This is a genomic window from Cupriavidus sp. 09_S30 (assembly GCF_056930435.1).
In genome coordinates, this window is sequence record NZ_JBXOWI010000002.1 from 2,549,462 (window position 1) to 2,565,314 (window position 15,853).

Consider the following 15,853-nt stretch of genomic DNA (forward strand, 5'->3'; position numbering starts at 1 on the left):
CGGTCGTGACACGTTAAGCTTGCGTTTTTGCCCGCGATCCGGCGCACGCGTCGCCACGCCCCGGGAAGGCCCCGAGGGCACCCGCAAACCACCAAGGAGAAAGACATGTACCAGGATCTTGCCCTTTACATTGATGGTGAATTCGTCAAGGGAGGGGACCGGCGCGAGCAGGACGTCATCAATCCCGCCACGCAGGAAGTGCTGGGCAAGCTGCCCCACGCCACCAAGGCCGACCTGGACCGCGCCCTGGCCGCGGCGCAGCGCGCCTTCGAGAGCTGGAAGAAGACCTCGCCGCTGGAGCGCGCCAAGATCCTGCGCCGGGTCGGCGAGCTGGCGCGCGAGCGCGCCAAGGAGATCGGCCGCAATATCACGCTGGACCAGGGCAAGCCCCTGGCCGAAGCCGTCGGCGAGGTGATGGTCTGCGCCGAGCACGCCGACTGGCACGCCGAGGAATGCCGCCGCATCTACGGCCGGGTCATCCCGCCGCGCCAGCCCAATGTGCGCCAGATCGTCGTGCGCGAGCCGATCGGCGTGTGCGCCGCCTTCACGCCGTGGAATTTCCCGTTCAACCAGGCCATCCGCAAGATCGTGGCCGCCGTCGGCGCGGGCTGCACGCTGATCCTGAAGGGACCGGAAGACTCGCCCAGCGCAGTGGTGGCGCTGGCTCAGCTGTTCCAGGACGCAGGCCTGCCCCCGGGTGTGCTGAACATCGTCTGGGGCGTGCCGAGCGAGGTCTCCACCTACCTGATCGAATCGCCCATCGTGCGCAAGATCTCCTTCACCGGTTCGGTGCCGGTGGGCAAGCAGCTTGCCGCGCTGGCCGGCGCGCACATGAAGCGCGTCACCATGGAGCTGGGCGGCCACTCGCCGGTGCTGGTGTTCGATGACGCCGACATCGAGCCGGCCGCCGAGATGCTGGCCCGCTTCAAGCTGCGCAACGCCGGCCAGGTCTGCGTGTCGCCGACCCGCTTCTACGTCCAGGAGAAGGCCTACGACAAGTTCCTCGCGCGCTTCACCGAAGTGATCGGCTCGATCAAGGTCGGCAACGGCCTGGAAGCCGGCACCGAGATGGGCCCGCTGGCGCATGAGCGCCGCCTGCTGTCGATGGAGCAGTTCCTGGACGACGCCAGCCAGCGCGGCGGCAAGATCGTCGCAGGCGGCGCACGGCTGAGCGACAAGGGCTACTTCTTCGCGCCCACCGTCGTCACCGACCTCCCCGACGATGCCAAGCTGATGGTGGACGAGCCGTTCGGCCCGGTGGCCCCGGTCACGCGCTTCAAGGACACCGAGGAGGTGCTGCGCCGTGCCAACAGCCTGCCCTACGGCCTGGCGTCCTACGTCTTCACCAACTCGCTGAAGACCGCGACGCAGGTATCCAACGGGCTGGAGGCCGGCATGGTCAACATCAACCATTTCGGCATGGCACTGGCCGAAACGCCCTTCGGCGGCATCAAGGACTCCGGCATCGGCAGCGAGGGCGGCCAGGAAACCTTCGATGGCTACCTGGTGACCAAGTTCATCACCCAGGTCTGACCCGAGGCCACATCGGCGCCTGAGACGGCCGCCGCCGGCGGCGGGCCTCAGGCGCCCTGGCCCAACGGCAGGCCCGCCCCTGTGCCGGTCATCGGCGTGGCGGGCCGGAGCGAATCCGCTCCGGCACCATCCAGGGCGCTGGCAGGCGCGTCCCCTACCCCGCCTTCTCCCTCCCTCCGCATCTCCCATTCCCGCCCCGGCATCGCCGCCAGCAGGCTGCGCGTGTACGGGTGGCCCGGCGCACCGTAGATCTGTGCAACGGTCCCCTGCTCCACGATGCGCCCCTTGTGCATGACCGCGATGCGGTCGCAGATCTGGCTCGCCACGCGCAAGTCGTGCGTGATGAATAGGATTGACAGGCCCAGCCGGGCCCGGATCGACTTCAGCAGCGCCAGTACCTGCTGCTGCACCGAGACGTCCAAAGCCGAGACGGGCTCGTCCGCGACGATCAGGCGCGGCTGCAGTACCAGCGCCCGCGCAATGCCGATGCGCTGGCGCTGCCCGCCGCTGAACTCGTGCGGGAAACGCCGCGCGGCCGAGGCATCGAGGCCCACCAGGGCCAGCATCTCATGCATGCGGCGCTCCGCTTCCTCACGGCCCACGCCTTGCAGGATGGCGTTCTCGGTAATGATGCGGCCGACCCGATGGCGTGGATTGAGCGAGGCGAAGGGATCCTGGAACACCATCTGGATCTGCGGGCGCAGCGCGCGCAGAGCGCGCTCGCCGAGGTGCTGGTAAGGCTGGCCGCAGAACGCCAGCGTGCCTGCGTCCGGGGCCAGCAGGCGCACCACGCACTGGCCTAGCGTGGTCTTGCCTGATCCCGATTCGCCCAGGATGCCCACGGTCTCGCCTTCGCCCACGTTGAGGCTGACGCCGTCCAGCGCCAGCACCTCGCGGCGCCGGCCGAACCAGCCCTGGCGGCGGCCGGCGTAGCGCTTGCACAGGCCCTCGATCTCCAACAGCGGCGGCCGCGGCGGCGCCTGCCGGGTGCCGGCCGCAAGCCGCGGTACCGCGTCCAGAAGCTGCCGCGTGTAAGCGTGGCGCGGCGACGCCAGTACCTCGTGCGCGCTGCCCGCCTCCACCAAGCGGCCATGCTGCATCACGGCCACGCTATCTGCAATGTCCGCGACCACGCCGAAATCGTGCGTGATGAAGAGCACGCCGATACCGTGCCGCTGCTGCAGCTTGCGAATCAGTGCGAGGATCTGCGCCTGCGTGGTGACATCGAGCGCGGTGGTCGGCTCGTCGGCGATCAGCAGTTGCGGCTCGAGCGCCATCGCCATGGCGATCATCACCCGCTGACGCTGGCCGCCCGACAGCTGGAAGGGATAAGCGTGGCGCATCGCGGGCGGATCCGGCAGGCCGGTGTCGGACAGCAGTTTGAGCACGCGCTCCGCGCGCGTGGCCGCGGTACCCCAGCCGTGCACGCGCAACACCTCGTCGATCTGCTCGCCGACGCTCAGCACGGGATTGAGGGCGGTCATCGGCTCCTGGAAGATCATGGCGACGCGCTTCCCGCGCAAGGTGCGCATGCGTGCCGACGCACAGGCCAGCAGGTCCTCGCCTTCGAGCAGGATTTCGCCGCTCTTCACCGTCAACCGGCCGGGCGGCAACAGCCGCATCACGGCATTGGCCGTCACGGACTTCCCCGAGCCGGACTCGCCGACCACGCACAGCGTGCGGCCGCGCTCCACGCGCAGCGAAACACCCTCGACGGCAAAAGGCCGGTCCGCGCCGGGCGGTAGCGCGACACTCAGGTCGCGGATTTCCAGCAGTGCGTTCATGCCGCGCCTCCAGCCGGCCGGTTGCGCGGGTTCAGCGCATGGTTCAGCGCATCGCCGACAAAGTTGAGGGCGAGCACTGTGAAGAAAATGGCGAAGCCCGGAATCGCCGACAGCCACCAGTTTTGCCGGATCATGCTGCGCCCCGCACCCAGCATGAAGCCCCACGACACCAGGTTGCGGTCGCCCAGGCCGAGGAAACTGATGGCCGATTCCAGCAGGATGGCGGTGGCCACCATCAGCGAGGCCGATACCACGATGGGCGAAGCCGCGTTCGGCAGGATCTGCATGAAGACGATGCGCGCGGCCGACTGGCCACCGACCACCGCCGCCTTGACGAAGTCCCGCTCGCGCAGGGACAGGAACTCGGCCCGCACCAGACGCACCACCGATGGCCACGACACCAGCGCGATGGCCAACACCAGCGAGGCCAGCGAGGGTGCGAAGATGGCCACCAGCAGCATGGCCAGCAGGAAGCTGGGGATGGTCTGGAAGATCTCGGTAAGGCGCATCAGCACATCGTCCACACGGCCGCCGTGGTAGCCGGCGAACGCGCCCAGCACGGTGCCGACCAGCACCGCCATCAGGGTCGCCACCAGGCCGATCAGCAATGACACGCGCGCGCCGTGCGCGATGCCGGCCGCCACGTCGCGCCCCAGCATGTCGGTGCCGAGCCAGTAGCCGGGCGACAGCGGCGGCAGGTTGGGCTGCGCCACCATGGCCCAGGGATCGCCGGGGTAGAACCAGGGTGCGCCTAGCGCCAGCAGCACCACCGCGACCAGCATCAGCAGGCCGGCCATGCCCGCCGGCTGGCTGGCGAAGCGCCTCGCGAAGGCTCTCATGTGCGCACCTCGATGCGGGGATCGGCGATGCCGTACAGCAGGTCCGCCACCAGGTTGATCAGCACCACGATCACCGAGCTGACGAAGAAGATCGCCAGCATCAGGTTGTAGTCGCGCTGGAACAGCGCGTCGAACGCCAGCCGGCCGATGCCGGGCCAGGCGAAGACCGTCTCGATCAGCACTGAGCCGCCGATCAGGTGGCCCGCCTGCAGCGAGGCGAAGGTAATCACCGGCAGGATGGCGTTGCGCAGCACGTGGTGGCGCCATACCTGCCGCTCGGGCACGCCCTTGGCCCGGGCGGTCTTGACGAAATCCTGGTCCATCATCTCGATGGCGGCGGCGCGTGTCACGCGCGTGTAGACCGCCACGTAGAACAGGCCGAGCGTGGCCGCCGGCAGCAGCATATGCTGCGCGACATCAAGTGCCGCGCGCCAGCCCGCATAGTCCGCCCCGACCGTGCTCATGCCGTAGGCGGGCAGCCAGCCCAGCTTGACCGAGAACAGCACGATGCCGAGCAGGCCGATCCAGAACAGCGGCATGGCGAAGCACACCAGCGACGCCACCGTGATCAAGGCGTCGACCCAGGTGCCCGCGCGCCGGGCCGCCGCCATGCCGAGCGCGACGCCGGCCAGGATGGCGAACACGAACGCCGACAAGGTCAGCAGCAGCGTGGCGGGCAGGCGCTCCAGAATGATCTCGCGCACCGGCCGCATCTCGCGGTAGGACTCCCCGAAATCGAAGGATGCGAGCTGCCGGGCGTAGCGCGCCAGCTGTACCGGCAGGGGGCGATCCAGGCCGTACTCGTGGCGCACACGCTCGACGAAGCCGGCATCCACGGCGCCGGCCTCGCCGGCCAGGATGGTGGCCGGATCGCCGGGTGCGGCGCGGATCAGCAGGAAGTTGATGGCGATCACCGCGCAGACGACCAGCGCCGCCTTGGCCAGGCGGCCGGCGAGGAATCGGATACGCTCCATGGCTAAGCTCCTGCCCGGCCGGCGGCTAGCGGCCGATCCACACGTCGGCGAAATTCTCGTTGGTGCCCAGCCCGCTGGTGACGAGCTGGTGCACCCGCGTGCGGAACAGCGTCGGCATCACCATCTCGTGGGTCCACACGATGGGCACGTCGTCGGACAGCGTCTTCTGCACGGCGTCGTAGTCGCGCGTGCGCGTGGCCCGGTCCGGGCTGTAGGCTGCCTGCAGCAGCAGCTTGTCCACCTCCGGATTGACGTAGCCGCCCACATTGGCAGCGGTGCCACGGCCGAGCTGGTTGGTCGACAGATAGGTCTGGTTGACGCCGATGGCCGGGTCGCCCAGCAGGTAGACGAAGTTGAAGGCCAGGTCGAAATCACCGGACGACAGCCGCTGGAACCAACCGGGCACGTCGGTGGCGACGATGGTGGTCTTGATGCCCACCGCGGCAAGACGCTCCCGCGTGTACTCGGCCAGGCGCTGCCAGGTCTCGCCGTAGGGCAGTGGCAGCAGGCGCAGCTCGGCGCGCACGCCGCCGGCGCCGGGCTTCAGGCCCATCTCGTCGAGCAGCGCGGTGGCCTTCTTGGGATCGAAGCCATAGCGGGTCTCGACGGCCGCGTCGCGGAAAGCCTGCCGGCTGGTGAAGGGGCCGTTGACGGGCTTGCCGTAGCCCGCGAACAGCGTCTTGATGATGAAGTCGCGGTCCAGCGCATAGGCCACCGCCTTGCGGAAACGCTTGTCGTCCATCGGCTTCTTGCGCAGGTTCAAGTGCAGGTAGCCGATCGGGTCGAGGAACTCCCAGCCCTTGTCGGTAGCGGCCACGCCGGGCAGCGCGGCGAGGCGCTGGATCTCGAAGTTCTCGACGTCGCCGGCGCGCAGCACATCCACCTTGCCGCTCTCGAAGGCAATGGCGCGGCCGTTGGCGTCGGGCACCACGTGGAAGAAGAGATTGTCGAGATACGGCTTGCCCTTGTCCCAGTAGTCGGGATTCTTCACCAGGTGGATGAACGCGCCCTTGCGCCACTCCTTTAGGCGGAACGGCCCCGTCCCGACCACGTTGTTGTTGGCCGGCGCGTTCCGGTAATCGCTCACGCCCTGGTACAGATGGCTGGGCATGATGGTGCCGCCGGTGGCCTCGAAGATCAGCATGAAGGCCGGGAACGGCTGCTTGAGCCGGAACACCACCGTGTACGGATCCGGCGCGGTGATGGACTCCGCCTGCTCCATCACCATGCGCGTGCGCGGAAACACCGCGGGCAGGTACTGCTTGAAGCTGAACAGCACGTCGTCGGCGGTGAAGGGCTTGCCGTCGTGCCACTTCACGCCCTGGCGCAGCTTAAAGGTGTAGGTGCGCCCATCCGGCGAGATGGTCCACGACTCGGCCAGTCTCGGCACCGGCTGCAGCGTGGGCGACAGCGTCACCAGCCCCTCGTAGATCTTGCTGCCGACGAAGGAGGATGGCCCGAGCTTGGCCACCCCGAGGTTGATCGAAGGCGGCTCGGGCTGCACGATCAGGTTCAGCGTGCCGCCGGCGCGCGGCGCGCTGGCGGCGGCCGGCGCCGCGGTCTGTGCGTGCGCCGGCAGGGCAAGACCGATGGCGGACAGGCAGACGGCGCTCGCGCCGGCTAGCTGAAGAAGGACTCGGCGGTGGCGTTGCATGCGGGCTCCGGTGGATCGCATCTGTGAGGCGGCGTCAGAGCAGGCCCTGGCTGCGCGCGTGGGCCAGCCCGTCGTCGAGTGCGCGCGCGAGGCCGTCGACGAGCTCGTCGATCTGCGCGGTGCTGATGATCAGTGGCGGGCACAGCGCAATGCAGTCGCGGATCGCGCGCACGATCACGCCGTGCTCCATGGCCCGGTTCTGGATCCAGGCGCCAAAGCCGCTGGCGGCGGGGAACGGCTTCTTGCCAGCCTTGTCGCTGACCAGCTCCACCGCGCCCAGCAGGCCGACCCCGCGCGCCTCTCCCACCAGCGGATGGCTGGCCAGTGCCTGCAGCCGGCCGAGGAAGTAAGGCGACACTTCACGCACGTGCTCGACCACGCGGCGCTCTTCATACAGCTGCAGGGTCTCCAGCGCGACCGCCGCGCAGACGGGGTGGGCGGCGTAGGTCACGCCGTGGGCAAAGGCGCCCTGCTTGCGGCTTTCCGCCTCCAGCGCGGCCTGGATGGCATCGGTCAGCAGCAGGCCGGAGATCGGCTGGTAGGCGGCAGACAGGCCCTTGGCCACGGTCATCATGTCGGGCTTGAGGCCATAGGTCTCGCTGCCGAACATATTTCCGGTGCGGCCGAAGCCGCAGATGACCTCGTCGACGATGAAGAGGATGTCGTACTTCTTCAGGATGGCCTGCACGCGCTCGAAGTATCCCGGCGGCGGCACGATGACGCCGCCCGAGCCATTGACCGGCTCGGCGATGAAGGCGGCCACGGTGTCGGGGCCCTCGGCCAGGATCAGCTGTTCCAGCTTGTCGGCCAGCCGGGCGCCGAAGTCGGCCGCTGTCTCGCCGGGCTGGCCGAAGTGATAGTGGCTCGGGCAGTCGGTGTGCAGCACGCGCGCGATCGGCAGGTCGAAATCGGCATGCACGGGCGGCAGGCCGGTCAGGCTGCCCGCGGCGACGGTCACGCCGTGGTAGCCATACCAGCGCGAGATGATCTTTTTCTTGTTGGGACGGCCCAGGGCATTGTTGTAGTACCAGACCAGCTTGACCGCAGCATCGTTCGCCTCCGATCCGGAGTTGGCGAACAGCACGTGGTTCAGTCCCGCCGGCGCGATCGACGCCAGCCGCTGCGCCAGCGCGATGCCCGGCGGATGCGAACGGTGGTTGAACAAGTGGTAGTAGGGCAGCGTCTGCAGTTGGCGCGTGGCGGCATCCACCAGCCGCTGCTCGGAGAAGCCCAGCGCGGCGCACCACAACCCCGCCATCCCCTCGAGATAGCGGCGCCCGGCATCGTCATAGACATAGCAGCCTTCGCCGCGCGTGATCACGGTAGGGCCGCGGTTGCGGTGCGCATCCAGGTTGGTGTAGGGGTGAACGACGTGGGCCACGTCCTGCTGGTGGCTCGGATTCTGGAGTTCCATCGGCTGTCTCCTGTCTGGATTGTCTGTTGGTGCGCTCGCCTTGCCAGCGCAAAGTGCAGCGACATGTAGCGACATGCAGCGATGTGGGGCGATGCCTCAGGCGGCAGCCGCGCCAGCCACCTGGCGGCTGCGCTGGAAGCCGTCCAGGAACGCACGGAGATTGTCGGCAAGCCGTTCGACGACGTAACCGCCCTCCTGCACCAGCACCACCGGCCCCGCATAGCATCCGATCTGCGCGCCGGCGGCGCGGAATCCCTCGGTGCTCACCGCCAGCCCCGAGGAGGGATCGCCCTTGTAGGCATCGAAGCCGAGCGAGACCAGCAGCGCCGACGGCGCGTAGTCGAGCACCGAGCGCATACCGGCGCCGACCGCTTGCAGAAAGCCGGCATCTTCGGTGCCGGCCGCCAGCGGCAGGTTCAGGTTGTGGCCCGCCCCCTCGCCTTCGCCGCGCTCGTCCGCATAGCCGGCGTAGAAAGGGAAGAACACGTCCGGATCCCCATGCACGGAGACGAAATGCACATCGCCGCGGCGATAGAAGATCGATTGCGTGCCGTTGCCGTGGTGGGCGTCAATGTCGATGATCGCCACGCGACCCAGCTTGCGGGCAAGGTAGTTGGCGGCGATCGCCGAGTTGTTCAGGTAGCAGAAGCCGCCGGCGAAGTCGGCGTAGGCATGGTGGCCGGGCGGGCGGCACAGCGCATAGGCCTCGCGCTCGCCTTGCAGCAGCAGGTCGGCAGCCTCCAGCGCACAGTGCGCGGAGCCCATCGCGGCCTGCCAGGTGCCGGCGTCGATCGGGCAGGAGCCGCCCGACAGGTAGTAGCCGACCTGGCCCTGGATGCTGGCCGGCTTGCGCCGCGCGGCATGGTGAGCGAAGGCATGCGCGTGGATCACACGACTGGCGTTGGGCACAGCCTGCCAACGCGTGTAGGCGTCCGCCAGGAAGTCCAGGTAGCCGGCATCGTGCACCGCGGCAATCCATTCCATGCCCCAGTCACGCGGGGCCGCCAGGACGTGACCGTCGGCGCGCAGGGGATCGGCAAGCGCGCCGGCCAGCGCATCCAGCCGCGCCGGCACCTCCAGGTTCCGCGCAATCGTGCCGCGCACGACGATCTCTTCCGGTGCATGCAGGCGATGGGATTCGGCGTAGATCAGCTTCACGGTATCGGTTCTCCTGTGTCGACCTGGCGACCTCGGCGCAACTTGCGATGGAGTATAGGAACGTTCCAATTCCGGAAACAACAGTTCTATTTTGTGGAACTACTCGCAATACACCGTGCCGGTCCAGCGCAGAGCGGTGGCGCCGCATGCTGTGCCAGGGCAGGATGCGGAGCGTCATCGCGCGCCGCAGCGCACCGGCAACGCGAGGCGGCGGGCGCGCAGGCGCGGGCCGCGCGCATCCGCGCGGCGCAGGCGGGAATTAACGTGAAGAGATGAGGGGTGACAAAGGACCTCGGGGAAGGCCTCAGGATAGGCGGCCGCGCGGCGCAAGGGAACGAAGCATTGCGCCCATGCTTATGCTGCTCCGCGCGGCGCCGGCCGCCGGCGTCAGCGGCGCGCGCCGGCGCTGCTCCGGCGCGCCCGGCGGTAGTCGTCGGCGAAGTCCCGCCATTGCGACAGCGACACCTCACAAGCATGGCGCGCGAGCCTGAGCACCGGTGCGCGCCAGTGGCTGCCGGCAGCGAACTCCTGCAACTGCTCGATGGAGTCGGCCGCCTGGTGGCGGCAACTGCGCAAGTGCGCCCAGGCGGCCGCATGCGCCATGGTTTCGAGCACCAGCCGCAGGTCCTCGACGCTGTTCGGGCGCCCCAGGTCGACACGGTCTGCCGTGGGCTGCAGGCTCTTGACGACGTAGGACACGCCGTCCATCTGCACTGCCGCCAGCAGCGCGGGCGACGCCGCCTGCATGACCTGCTGCACCTGCACCACGCGCGCCGCGTCGCTCTGCCAGCGCGGCTGCTGGCGGATGCGCATGCCGCGCCAGGCGCTCGGGGCCGCGAGCTTGACGTCGATCAGCCGCTGCGCCACCGGCGCCATGCCTTCCTCGTGGGCCAGCACCACGTAGCGCTCCAGGCCCAGGCTGCCCGTACCGGCAATACGGCGGGCGGCGTCGTCGGCCACCAGCCTATGGCCGTGCGGCAGTTGCGAATACGCATGCAGGATGGTGGCCGCACGCTTGCGCTGCGCCTTGTCGGCGGGCAGCGCATGGCGCCCGTCGACGCGCAGGCGGCGGCGTTCCTTGCGGATCTCGGTACGCTGCGCCAGGAGCTGGCCGCGCCGCCTGCGCTTGGCCCTGCTCAGCAGCTCCGCCACCATGCCCTCGGCGGTGGCCCGCTCCAGCCAGCGCGGCTTGCCCTGGGCCAGCACCGCGGCATAGCTCGTCAGCATCTTCTCGCTCGCACGGCGCGCATCCTCTGCGGACAGGCCGAGCTGTGAAGCGGCCATCATCAGGCTGGAGAGCATGCGCACCACATCGACCGTCAATGGCGCCAGCAAGGCGTCGTCGAAGTCGTTCAGGTCGAAATAGACCAGGCCGTTGTCTCCCTTGAAGCTGCCGAAGTTCTCCAGGTGAAGATCGCCGCAGACGTAGGTGTGCGGCGCCTCCAGCAACGCTGGCTCGCGCTGGACCGAGGCCGCGTAAAGGTGGTTGGTGCCGCGAAAGAAGGAAAAGGGCTCGCGGGCCATCGCATCGAGCTTGCGGGTAAAGCGCTCGGGATCGCGGCCATGGTTGAAGGCGAGGATGGCCTCGGTGGCGGGATGCATGGCGGATAGGGCTCCTTGGCGGATGGCGCGCTTGCCGCCAGTCGGCGCGGCGCCGTCCCGGCAGTGGCGCTGCCGGCCGCGCGCGCCGACCGCCCCGCAGGAAACCGATCAATGGAGGAACAGGCCGCGCACGATGAAAGTGTAATCTGCCTCGGTCGCCATCAGCCCAACCAGCAGCAGCAGTGCCATCGGCGGCAGCAGGATGGCGCAGACCAGTGCCAGCCGCTCCCAGGCCATGTGCATGAAGACGGCGACGATCAGGCCGGCCTTGAGCACCATGAACAGGACGATCAGCGTCCAGCGCAGCAGGCCGGTGAAGTGGAAGACGTCCACCAGGTATGACATCGTGGAAAGAACGAACAGCAGCGCCCAGACCTTGAGGTAGATCGCGATGGAATGCTGCTGCCCCTCGTGGTGCGCCGGCTGCGGAACGGACGGCGGAACGGACGGCGGTGTGGAAGTCTGCGCCATGGTGCGCCTCACCAGAGATAGAACAGTGCGAAGATGAACACCCAGACCAGGTCGACGAAGTGCCAGTACAGGCCGGCGATCTCGACGATCTGGTAATTGCCGCTGCGCTCGTAGCGGCCGCGCAGCACGCGGCTGGCGATGGTCAGCAGGTAGATGACGCCGCAGGTCACATGCAGGCCGTGGAAGCCGGTGATCATGAAGAAGCTGGCGCCGAACTGCGCAGCCCCCATCTCATTGCCCCAGGGACGCACGCCTTCCTTGAAGATCAGGTTGGTCCACTCGAAGGCCTGCATGCACAGGAAAGCCAGGCCGAACAGCGCGGTGGCCAGCATCAGCGCCGCGCAAGGCCTGCGCTCGCGCCGGTAGGCGAAGTTCACCGCCATCGCCATGGTGCCGCTGCTGGTGATCAGCGTGAACGTCATGATGGCGATCAGCAGCAGTGGCTGCTCGGCCCCGCCGATATGCAGCGCGAAGGCATGGCCCGTGTTGGGCCAGGCAACCGTGGTAGCCATCCGCACGGTCATGTAGCCCGTCAGGAAGCAGCCGAAGATGAAGGTGTCCGAGACCAGGAAGATCCACATCATGGCCTTGCCCCAGGACACCTTGAATGCGTGCTGGTCCGAGCGCCAGTCGGCGACCAGTCCGCGCCATCCGCTCGGAATGTACGTTGCCTGGGCGGGTGTACTCGCTTGCATGGACATGGCGCCTTCCCCTTCCCTCGTTTCGATCGTCTTCCCCTGGCGGCCTGGCCTAGGCGCCACCGCAGACGAAGCGCACCACCTCAGGCGTCAGCCAGCGCAGGGCCACCAGCAGCACCACCCAGACTGCCAGCAGGAAGTGCCAGTAGCGCGCGCACAGAGCCAGCCGCAAGGCCGCGCCCGCGCCACGCGTGCCGCGCACGGTCACCAGGACCCAGGCAGCCAGCCCCCCCAGCACGTGCAGGCCGTGCATGGCGGTCAGCAGGTAGAAGAAGCTGCCGGCAGGATTGCCCGCCGCGCCCACCTGCCGGGCCTGCAGCACCTGCCAGCCCCACAGCTGAGAAGCGATGAACGCAGCCGCGGCGAGACCGCCGATCCACCATGCCGACCACGCGCGCAGCGGCTGCCCGGCCCGCGCTGCACGCACCGCGATTCCCATGGCGAGGCTGCCTCCCGCTAGCAGCGCCGTAGACTGCCAGACCTGCCACGGCAGCCGGACCGCGCCCCAGTCGGGCGCATTCATGCGCATGGCGTAGGCGGCAAGAAACAGCAGGAACAGCACGCCGGCCACGCCCATGAACACCCCGAGCCCGATGGCCGCCGGCGCGGCCGTGCCCGGCCACCCGCGCGCGCGGGATTCGCCGCGCTCCAGTCGCAAGAAGCCTGTCTGGTTCATGCCAGCGCCCCTCGGCTTTCCTGCGCCTGCGGCTCGAGGCCGCCCGCCTCGGGCGGTGCATTCTGCGCAATGAAGTCCTCTTGCGCACCCGGCACGCTGTAGGCATAGGCCCAGCGATAGACCTGGGGCAGCTGTTCGCCCCAGTTGCCGTGCACCGGCGGCGTCTGCGGCGTCTGCCATTCCAGCGATGCGGCGCGCCACGGGTTGGCGCCGGCCGGCTTGCCGTGGCGCAGGCTCCAGGCGAGGTTGAAGAGGAAGATCAGCTGCGCCGCCGCCACCGCGAAGGCAGCGACGGAAATCGCGGTGTTCAGCGAATGCGCCGACTGCGGGATGAAGCTGTAGTTTTCATAGGCGTAGTAGCGCCGCGGCATGCCGAGGATGCCCAGGTAGTGCATCGGGAAGAAGATGGCGTAGGTGCCGGCGAAGGTGATCCAGAAGTGCAGCCGCCCGAGCGTATCGTTCAGCATCCGCCCCGTGACCTTGGGGTACCAGTGGTAGAGACCGCCAAATACCACCAGGATCGGGGACACGCCCATCACCATGTGGAAATGGGCCACCACAAAGTAGGTGTTGGACAGGGGGATATCCACGCTGACGTTGCCGAGGAAGAGACCGGTCAGGCCGCCGATGACGAAGGTGCTGATGAAGCCGATGGCGAACAGCATCGGCACGCTCAGGTGGATGTCGCCGCGCCAGAGCGTGATCACCCAGTTATAGACCTTGATCGCCGTGGGCACGGCGATGACCAGCGTGGTGGTGGCGAAGAAGAAGGCGAAGTACGGGTTCATGCCACTGACGAACATGTGGTGGGCCCAGACCGTCACCGACAGGACGCCTATCGCCAGGATGGCCCACACCATGGTGCGGTAGCCGAAAATGCTCTTGCGCGCGTGCACGCTGATCAGATCCGAGACGATGCCGAAGGCCGGCAGCGCCACGATGTACACCTCAGGGTGGCCGAAGAACCAGAACAGGTGCTGGAACAGCAGCGGGCTGCCGTCCTTGTACGGCAGCTGCTGCCCCAGCGAGACGATGGCCGGCATGAAGAAGCTGGAGCCCAGGGTCTTGTCGAGCAGCATCATGACGGCGGAAACGAATAGCGCCGGGAATGCGATCAGCGCCAGGATGGTGGCGGTGAAGATACCCCACACGGCCAGCGGCATGCGCATCATGGTCATGCCCTCGGTGCGCGCCTGCAGCACCGTGGTCACGTAATTCAGGCCGCCCATGGTGGCTGCCGCGATAAAGATCAGCAGCGACACCAGCATCAGGATGATGCCCCAGTCATGACCTGGCGTACCGGGCAGGATGGCCTGCGGTGGGTACAGCGTCCAGCCCGCGCCGGTGGGCCCGCCCGGCGCGAAGAAGCTCGCCAGCAGCACCAGCACCGACACCAGGTAGACCCAGTAGCTCAACATGTTGAGGAAGGGAAAGACCATGTCGCGCGCGCCGACCATCAGCGGGATCAGATAGTTGCCGAAACCGCCGAGGAAGAGCGCGGTCAGCAGGTAGATCACCATGATCATGCCGTGCATGGTGACGAACTGGTAGTAGCGGTTGGCATCGATGAACTGGAAGTGGCCGGGAAAGCCGAGCTGCAAGCGCATGAGGTTGGACAGCACTACGCCGACCACGCCCACGGTGATCGCCGTGAGTGTGTATTGGACCGCAATGACCTTATGGTCCTGGCTCCAGACATAGCGCGTCCAGAAGCTGCCGTGTCCGCCCGCATCGTGCGCGTAAGCCATGTCGTCCTCCTTCTTGACGGCGCCGTCACCGGGCCGGGGCGCCCGCTTGCGCCGGCGCCGCAGCGGTGCTGCCATTGGCGCGGATGTAGGCCATCAGCGCCTTGAGCTCGTCCTCGCTCAACGGGATGGTCGGCATCACCGGGCCGAATCCCTTCACTATCCGCGCCTGCGGCGTCAGGATCTCCTCGCGCAGGAAGGCATCGTCGACACGCGCGCTGCTGCCATCCGAAAAGGTCTGCACGCTGCCGTACAAACCCTTCCAGCTCGGCCCCACGCCGACACTGCCGTCGATGCTGTGGCATCCCACGCAACCCTTGCTGAGCGCCAGCGCCTTGCCCTGCGCGACCAGCATATCTGCGCCGCTGGCCTGCGCCGCCACCGGCGCCGCCGGTGCCTGCGTGGCGGCGAAGGTGCTCTGGCGGGCCAGCCAGGCCTCGAATGCCGCGGGTTCTTCGACCACCACCTGGCCGCGCATGTTGTAGTGGCCGATGCCGCATAGCTGCGCGCACAGGATGTCGAAGCGTCCGGCGCGCGTCGGCGTGAACCAGAACGATGTCACCATGCCTGGCACCAGATTCATGCGGGCGCGAAACGGCGGCACATAGAAATCATGCAGCACGTCCTTGGAGCGCAGCAGCAGCTTGACCGGGCGGTTCAGCGGCAGGTGCAGTTCCGGCCCGTTGACGATCAGGTTGCCTTGCCCGCGCGGATCGCCGGGATCGACGCCGAGCGGATTGCCGGCCGTGACGAAGCGCGCATCGGCGCGCCCGAGTTCGCCGCCCTTGCCGGGAAAGCGGAAGCTCCACTGCCATTGCTGGCCGACCACCTCGACTTCCATGGCGTCGCGCGGCGCGTTCACGTACTTGGCGTAGACGATCAGGCCTGGCGCCAGCAGGGCGATGATGCCCACCGAGGTGCCGGCAATCAGCCAGCGCTCGAGCTTGGGGTTTTCCGGTTCATAGGCAGCGCGATGCCCGTCGCGGTGGCGATAGCGCCAGATCACGTAGCCGACGAAAAGATTGATGACGATGAAGAAGGCGCCGCTGACGACAAGCGTGATCGTCAGCGTGTCGTCCATCTGCTGCCAATTGGACGCAAGCGGCGTTGCCCACCAGGGGCTGAGGAAGTGAAAGAGCACCGTGGCCAGGACCACGACCACCAGCGCAATGGCGAGCGCCATATCCGACTCCTGCTCACCTGCCGCGCGGACCAGGCCGCCGTGCCGCATTGAATACAGACTAGTGCATGCGCCCAAGGCACGGCAAGTCACGCCGGGCGCGCAACGTGGCGCCTGCGGCGCCG

Annotated in this window: 13 protein-coding genes; 1 reads left to right on the forward strand and 12 read right to left on the reverse strand. The window is 67.9% G+C overall.

What is annotated here, in order from left to right; translation table 11 throughout:
- Positions 1 to 105: 105 nt before the first annotated feature.
- Positions 106 to 1,533 (forward strand): NAD-dependent succinate-semialdehyde dehydrogenase, encoded by a 1,428-nt coding sequence (locus AC1Z3O_RS31570; protein WP_483520737.1) that lies wholly within the window; start codon positions 106 to 108, stop codon positions 1,531 to 1,533.
- A 47-nt stretch (positions 1,534 to 1,580) separates the two neighbouring features.
- On the opposite strand, the gene AC1Z3O_RS31575 is transcribed toward AC1Z3O_RS31570, so the two are convergent.
- The 12 genes from AC1Z3O_RS31575 to AC1Z3O_RS31630 form a co-directional block, all read right to left on the reverse strand.
- Positions 1,581 to 3,317, reverse strand: coding sequence for an ABC transporter ATP-binding protein (locus AC1Z3O_RS31575; RefSeq protein WP_483520739.1), 1,737 nt, complete (start codon positions 3,315 to 3,317; stop codon positions 1,581 to 1,583).
- Complete coding sequence (locus tag AC1Z3O_RS31580; protein ID WP_483520741.1) at positions 3,314 to 4,156, reverse strand: ABC transporter permease; 843 nt, start codon at positions 4,154 to 4,156, stop codon at positions 3,314 to 3,316. The genes AC1Z3O_RS31575 and AC1Z3O_RS31580 overlap by 4 nt, the downstream gene beginning before the upstream one ends.
- Positions 4,153 to 5,130, reverse strand: coding sequence for an ABC transporter permease (locus AC1Z3O_RS31585; protein ID WP_483520743.1), 978 nt, complete (start codon positions 5,128 to 5,130; stop codon positions 4,153 to 4,155). Before AC1Z3O_RS31585 ends, AC1Z3O_RS31580 begins: the two co-directional genes overlap by 4 nt.
- A 25-nt stretch (positions 5,131 to 5,155) precedes the next feature.
- Positions 5,156 to 6,784 (reverse strand): ABC transporter substrate-binding protein, encoded by a 1,629-nt coding sequence (locus AC1Z3O_RS31590; RefSeq protein ID WP_483520745.1) that lies wholly within the window; start codon positions 6,782 to 6,784, stop codon positions 5,156 to 5,158.
- A gap of 34 nt (positions 6,785 to 6,818) precedes the next feature.
- Positions 6,819 to 8,198: an aspartate aminotransferase family protein gene (locus tag AC1Z3O_RS31595; RefSeq protein ID WP_483520747.1), complete on the reverse strand. Its 1,380-nt coding sequence runs from the start codon at positions 8,196 to 8,198 to the stop codon at positions 6,819 to 6,821.
- Positions 8,199 to 8,294: 96 nt separating this feature from the next.
- Positions 8,295 to 9,356 (reverse strand): histone deacetylase family protein, encoded by a 1,062-nt coding sequence (locus tag AC1Z3O_RS31600; protein WP_483520749.1) that lies wholly within the window; start codon positions 9,354 to 9,356, stop codon positions 8,295 to 8,297.
- A 387-nt stretch (positions 9,357 to 9,743) separates the two neighbouring features.
- Positions 9,744 to 10,958, reverse strand: coding sequence for a DUF2252 family protein (locus tag AC1Z3O_RS31605; RefSeq protein ID WP_483520751.1), 1,215 nt, complete (start codon positions 10,956 to 10,958; stop codon positions 9,744 to 9,746).
- A gap of 108 nt (positions 10,959 to 11,066) precedes the next feature.
- Positions 11,067 to 11,429, reverse strand: a complete 363-nt coding sequence (locus tag AC1Z3O_RS31610; protein ID WP_483520753.1) for a cytochrome C oxidase subunit IV family protein — start codon at positions 11,427 to 11,429, stop codon at positions 11,067 to 11,069.
- Between the two features lie 8 nt (positions 11,430 to 11,437).
- Positions 11,438 to 12,130, reverse strand: a complete 693-nt coding sequence (locus AC1Z3O_RS31615) for a heme-copper oxidase subunit III family protein (RefSeq protein WP_483520754.1) — start codon at positions 12,128 to 12,130, stop codon at positions 11,438 to 11,440.
- Positions 12,131 to 12,179: 49 nt separating this feature from the next.
- Complete coding sequence (locus AC1Z3O_RS31620; RefSeq protein WP_483520756.1) at positions 12,180 to 12,803, reverse strand: cytochrome c oxidase subunit 3 family protein; 624 nt, start codon at positions 12,801 to 12,803, stop codon at positions 12,180 to 12,182.
- Positions 12,800 to 14,551: a cytochrome c oxidase subunit I gene (ctaD, locus tag AC1Z3O_RS31625; protein ID WP_483520758.1), complete on the reverse strand. Its 1,752-nt coding sequence runs from the start codon at positions 14,549 to 14,551 to the stop codon at positions 12,800 to 12,802. The genes AC1Z3O_RS31620 and ctaD overlap by 4 nt, the downstream gene beginning before the upstream one ends.
- A gap of 25 nt (positions 14,552 to 14,576) precedes the next feature.
- Positions 14,577 to 15,731, reverse strand: coding sequence for a c-type cytochrome (locus tag AC1Z3O_RS31630; RefSeq protein ID WP_483520759.1), 1,155 nt, complete (start codon positions 15,729 to 15,731; stop codon positions 14,577 to 14,579).
- Positions 15,732 to 15,853 lie beyond the last annotated feature (122 nt).

Bases quoted from the DNA above. Each gene is read 5' to 3' on its own strand.
- AC1Z3O_RS31620 (WP_483520756.1), bottom strand. From the start codon at position 12,803: ATGAACCAGACAGGCTTCTTGCGACTGGAGCGCGGCGAATCCCGCGCG.
- AC1Z3O_RS31590 (WP_483520745.1), bottom strand. From the start codon at position 6,784: ATGCAACGCCACCGCCGAGTCCTTCTTCAGCTAGCCGGCGCGAGCGCC.
- AC1Z3O_RS31615 (WP_483520754.1), bottom strand. From the start codon at position 12,130: ATGTCCATGCAAGCGAGTACACCCGCCCAGGCAACGTACATTCCGAGC.
- AC1Z3O_RS31630 (WP_483520759.1), bottom strand. From the start codon at position 15,731: ATGGCGCTCGCCATTGCGCTGGTGGTCGTGGTCCTGGCCACGGTGCTC.
- ctaD (WP_483520758.1), bottom strand. From the start codon at position 14,551: ATGGCTTACGCGCACGATGCGGGCGGACACGGCAGCTTCTGGACGCGC.
- AC1Z3O_RS31585 (WP_483520743.1), bottom strand. From the start codon at position 5,130: ATGGAGCGTATCCGATTCCTCGCCGGCCGCCTGGCCAAGGCGGCGCTG.
- AC1Z3O_RS31570 (WP_483520737.1), top strand. From the start codon at position 106: ATGTACCAGGATCTTGCCCTTTACATTGATGGTGAATTCGTCAAGGGA.
- AC1Z3O_RS31580 (WP_483520741.1), bottom strand. From the start codon at position 4,156: ATGAGAGCCTTCGCGAGGCGCTTCGCCAGCCAGCCGGCGGGCATGGCC.
- AC1Z3O_RS31595 (WP_483520747.1), bottom strand. From the start codon at position 8,198: ATGGAACTCCAGAATCCGAGCCACCAGCAGGACGTGGCCCACGTCGTT.
- AC1Z3O_RS31610 (WP_483520753.1), bottom strand. From the start codon at position 11,429: ATGGCGCAGACTTCCACACCGCCGTCCGTTCCGCCGTCCGTTCCGCAG.
- AC1Z3O_RS31575 (WP_483520739.1), bottom strand. From the start codon at position 3,317: ATGAACGCACTGCTGGAAATCCGCGACCTGAGTGTCGCGCTACCGCCC.
- AC1Z3O_RS31605 (WP_483520751.1), bottom strand. From the start codon at position 10,958: ATGCATCCCGCCACCGAGGCCATCCTCGCCTTCAACCATGGCCGCGAT.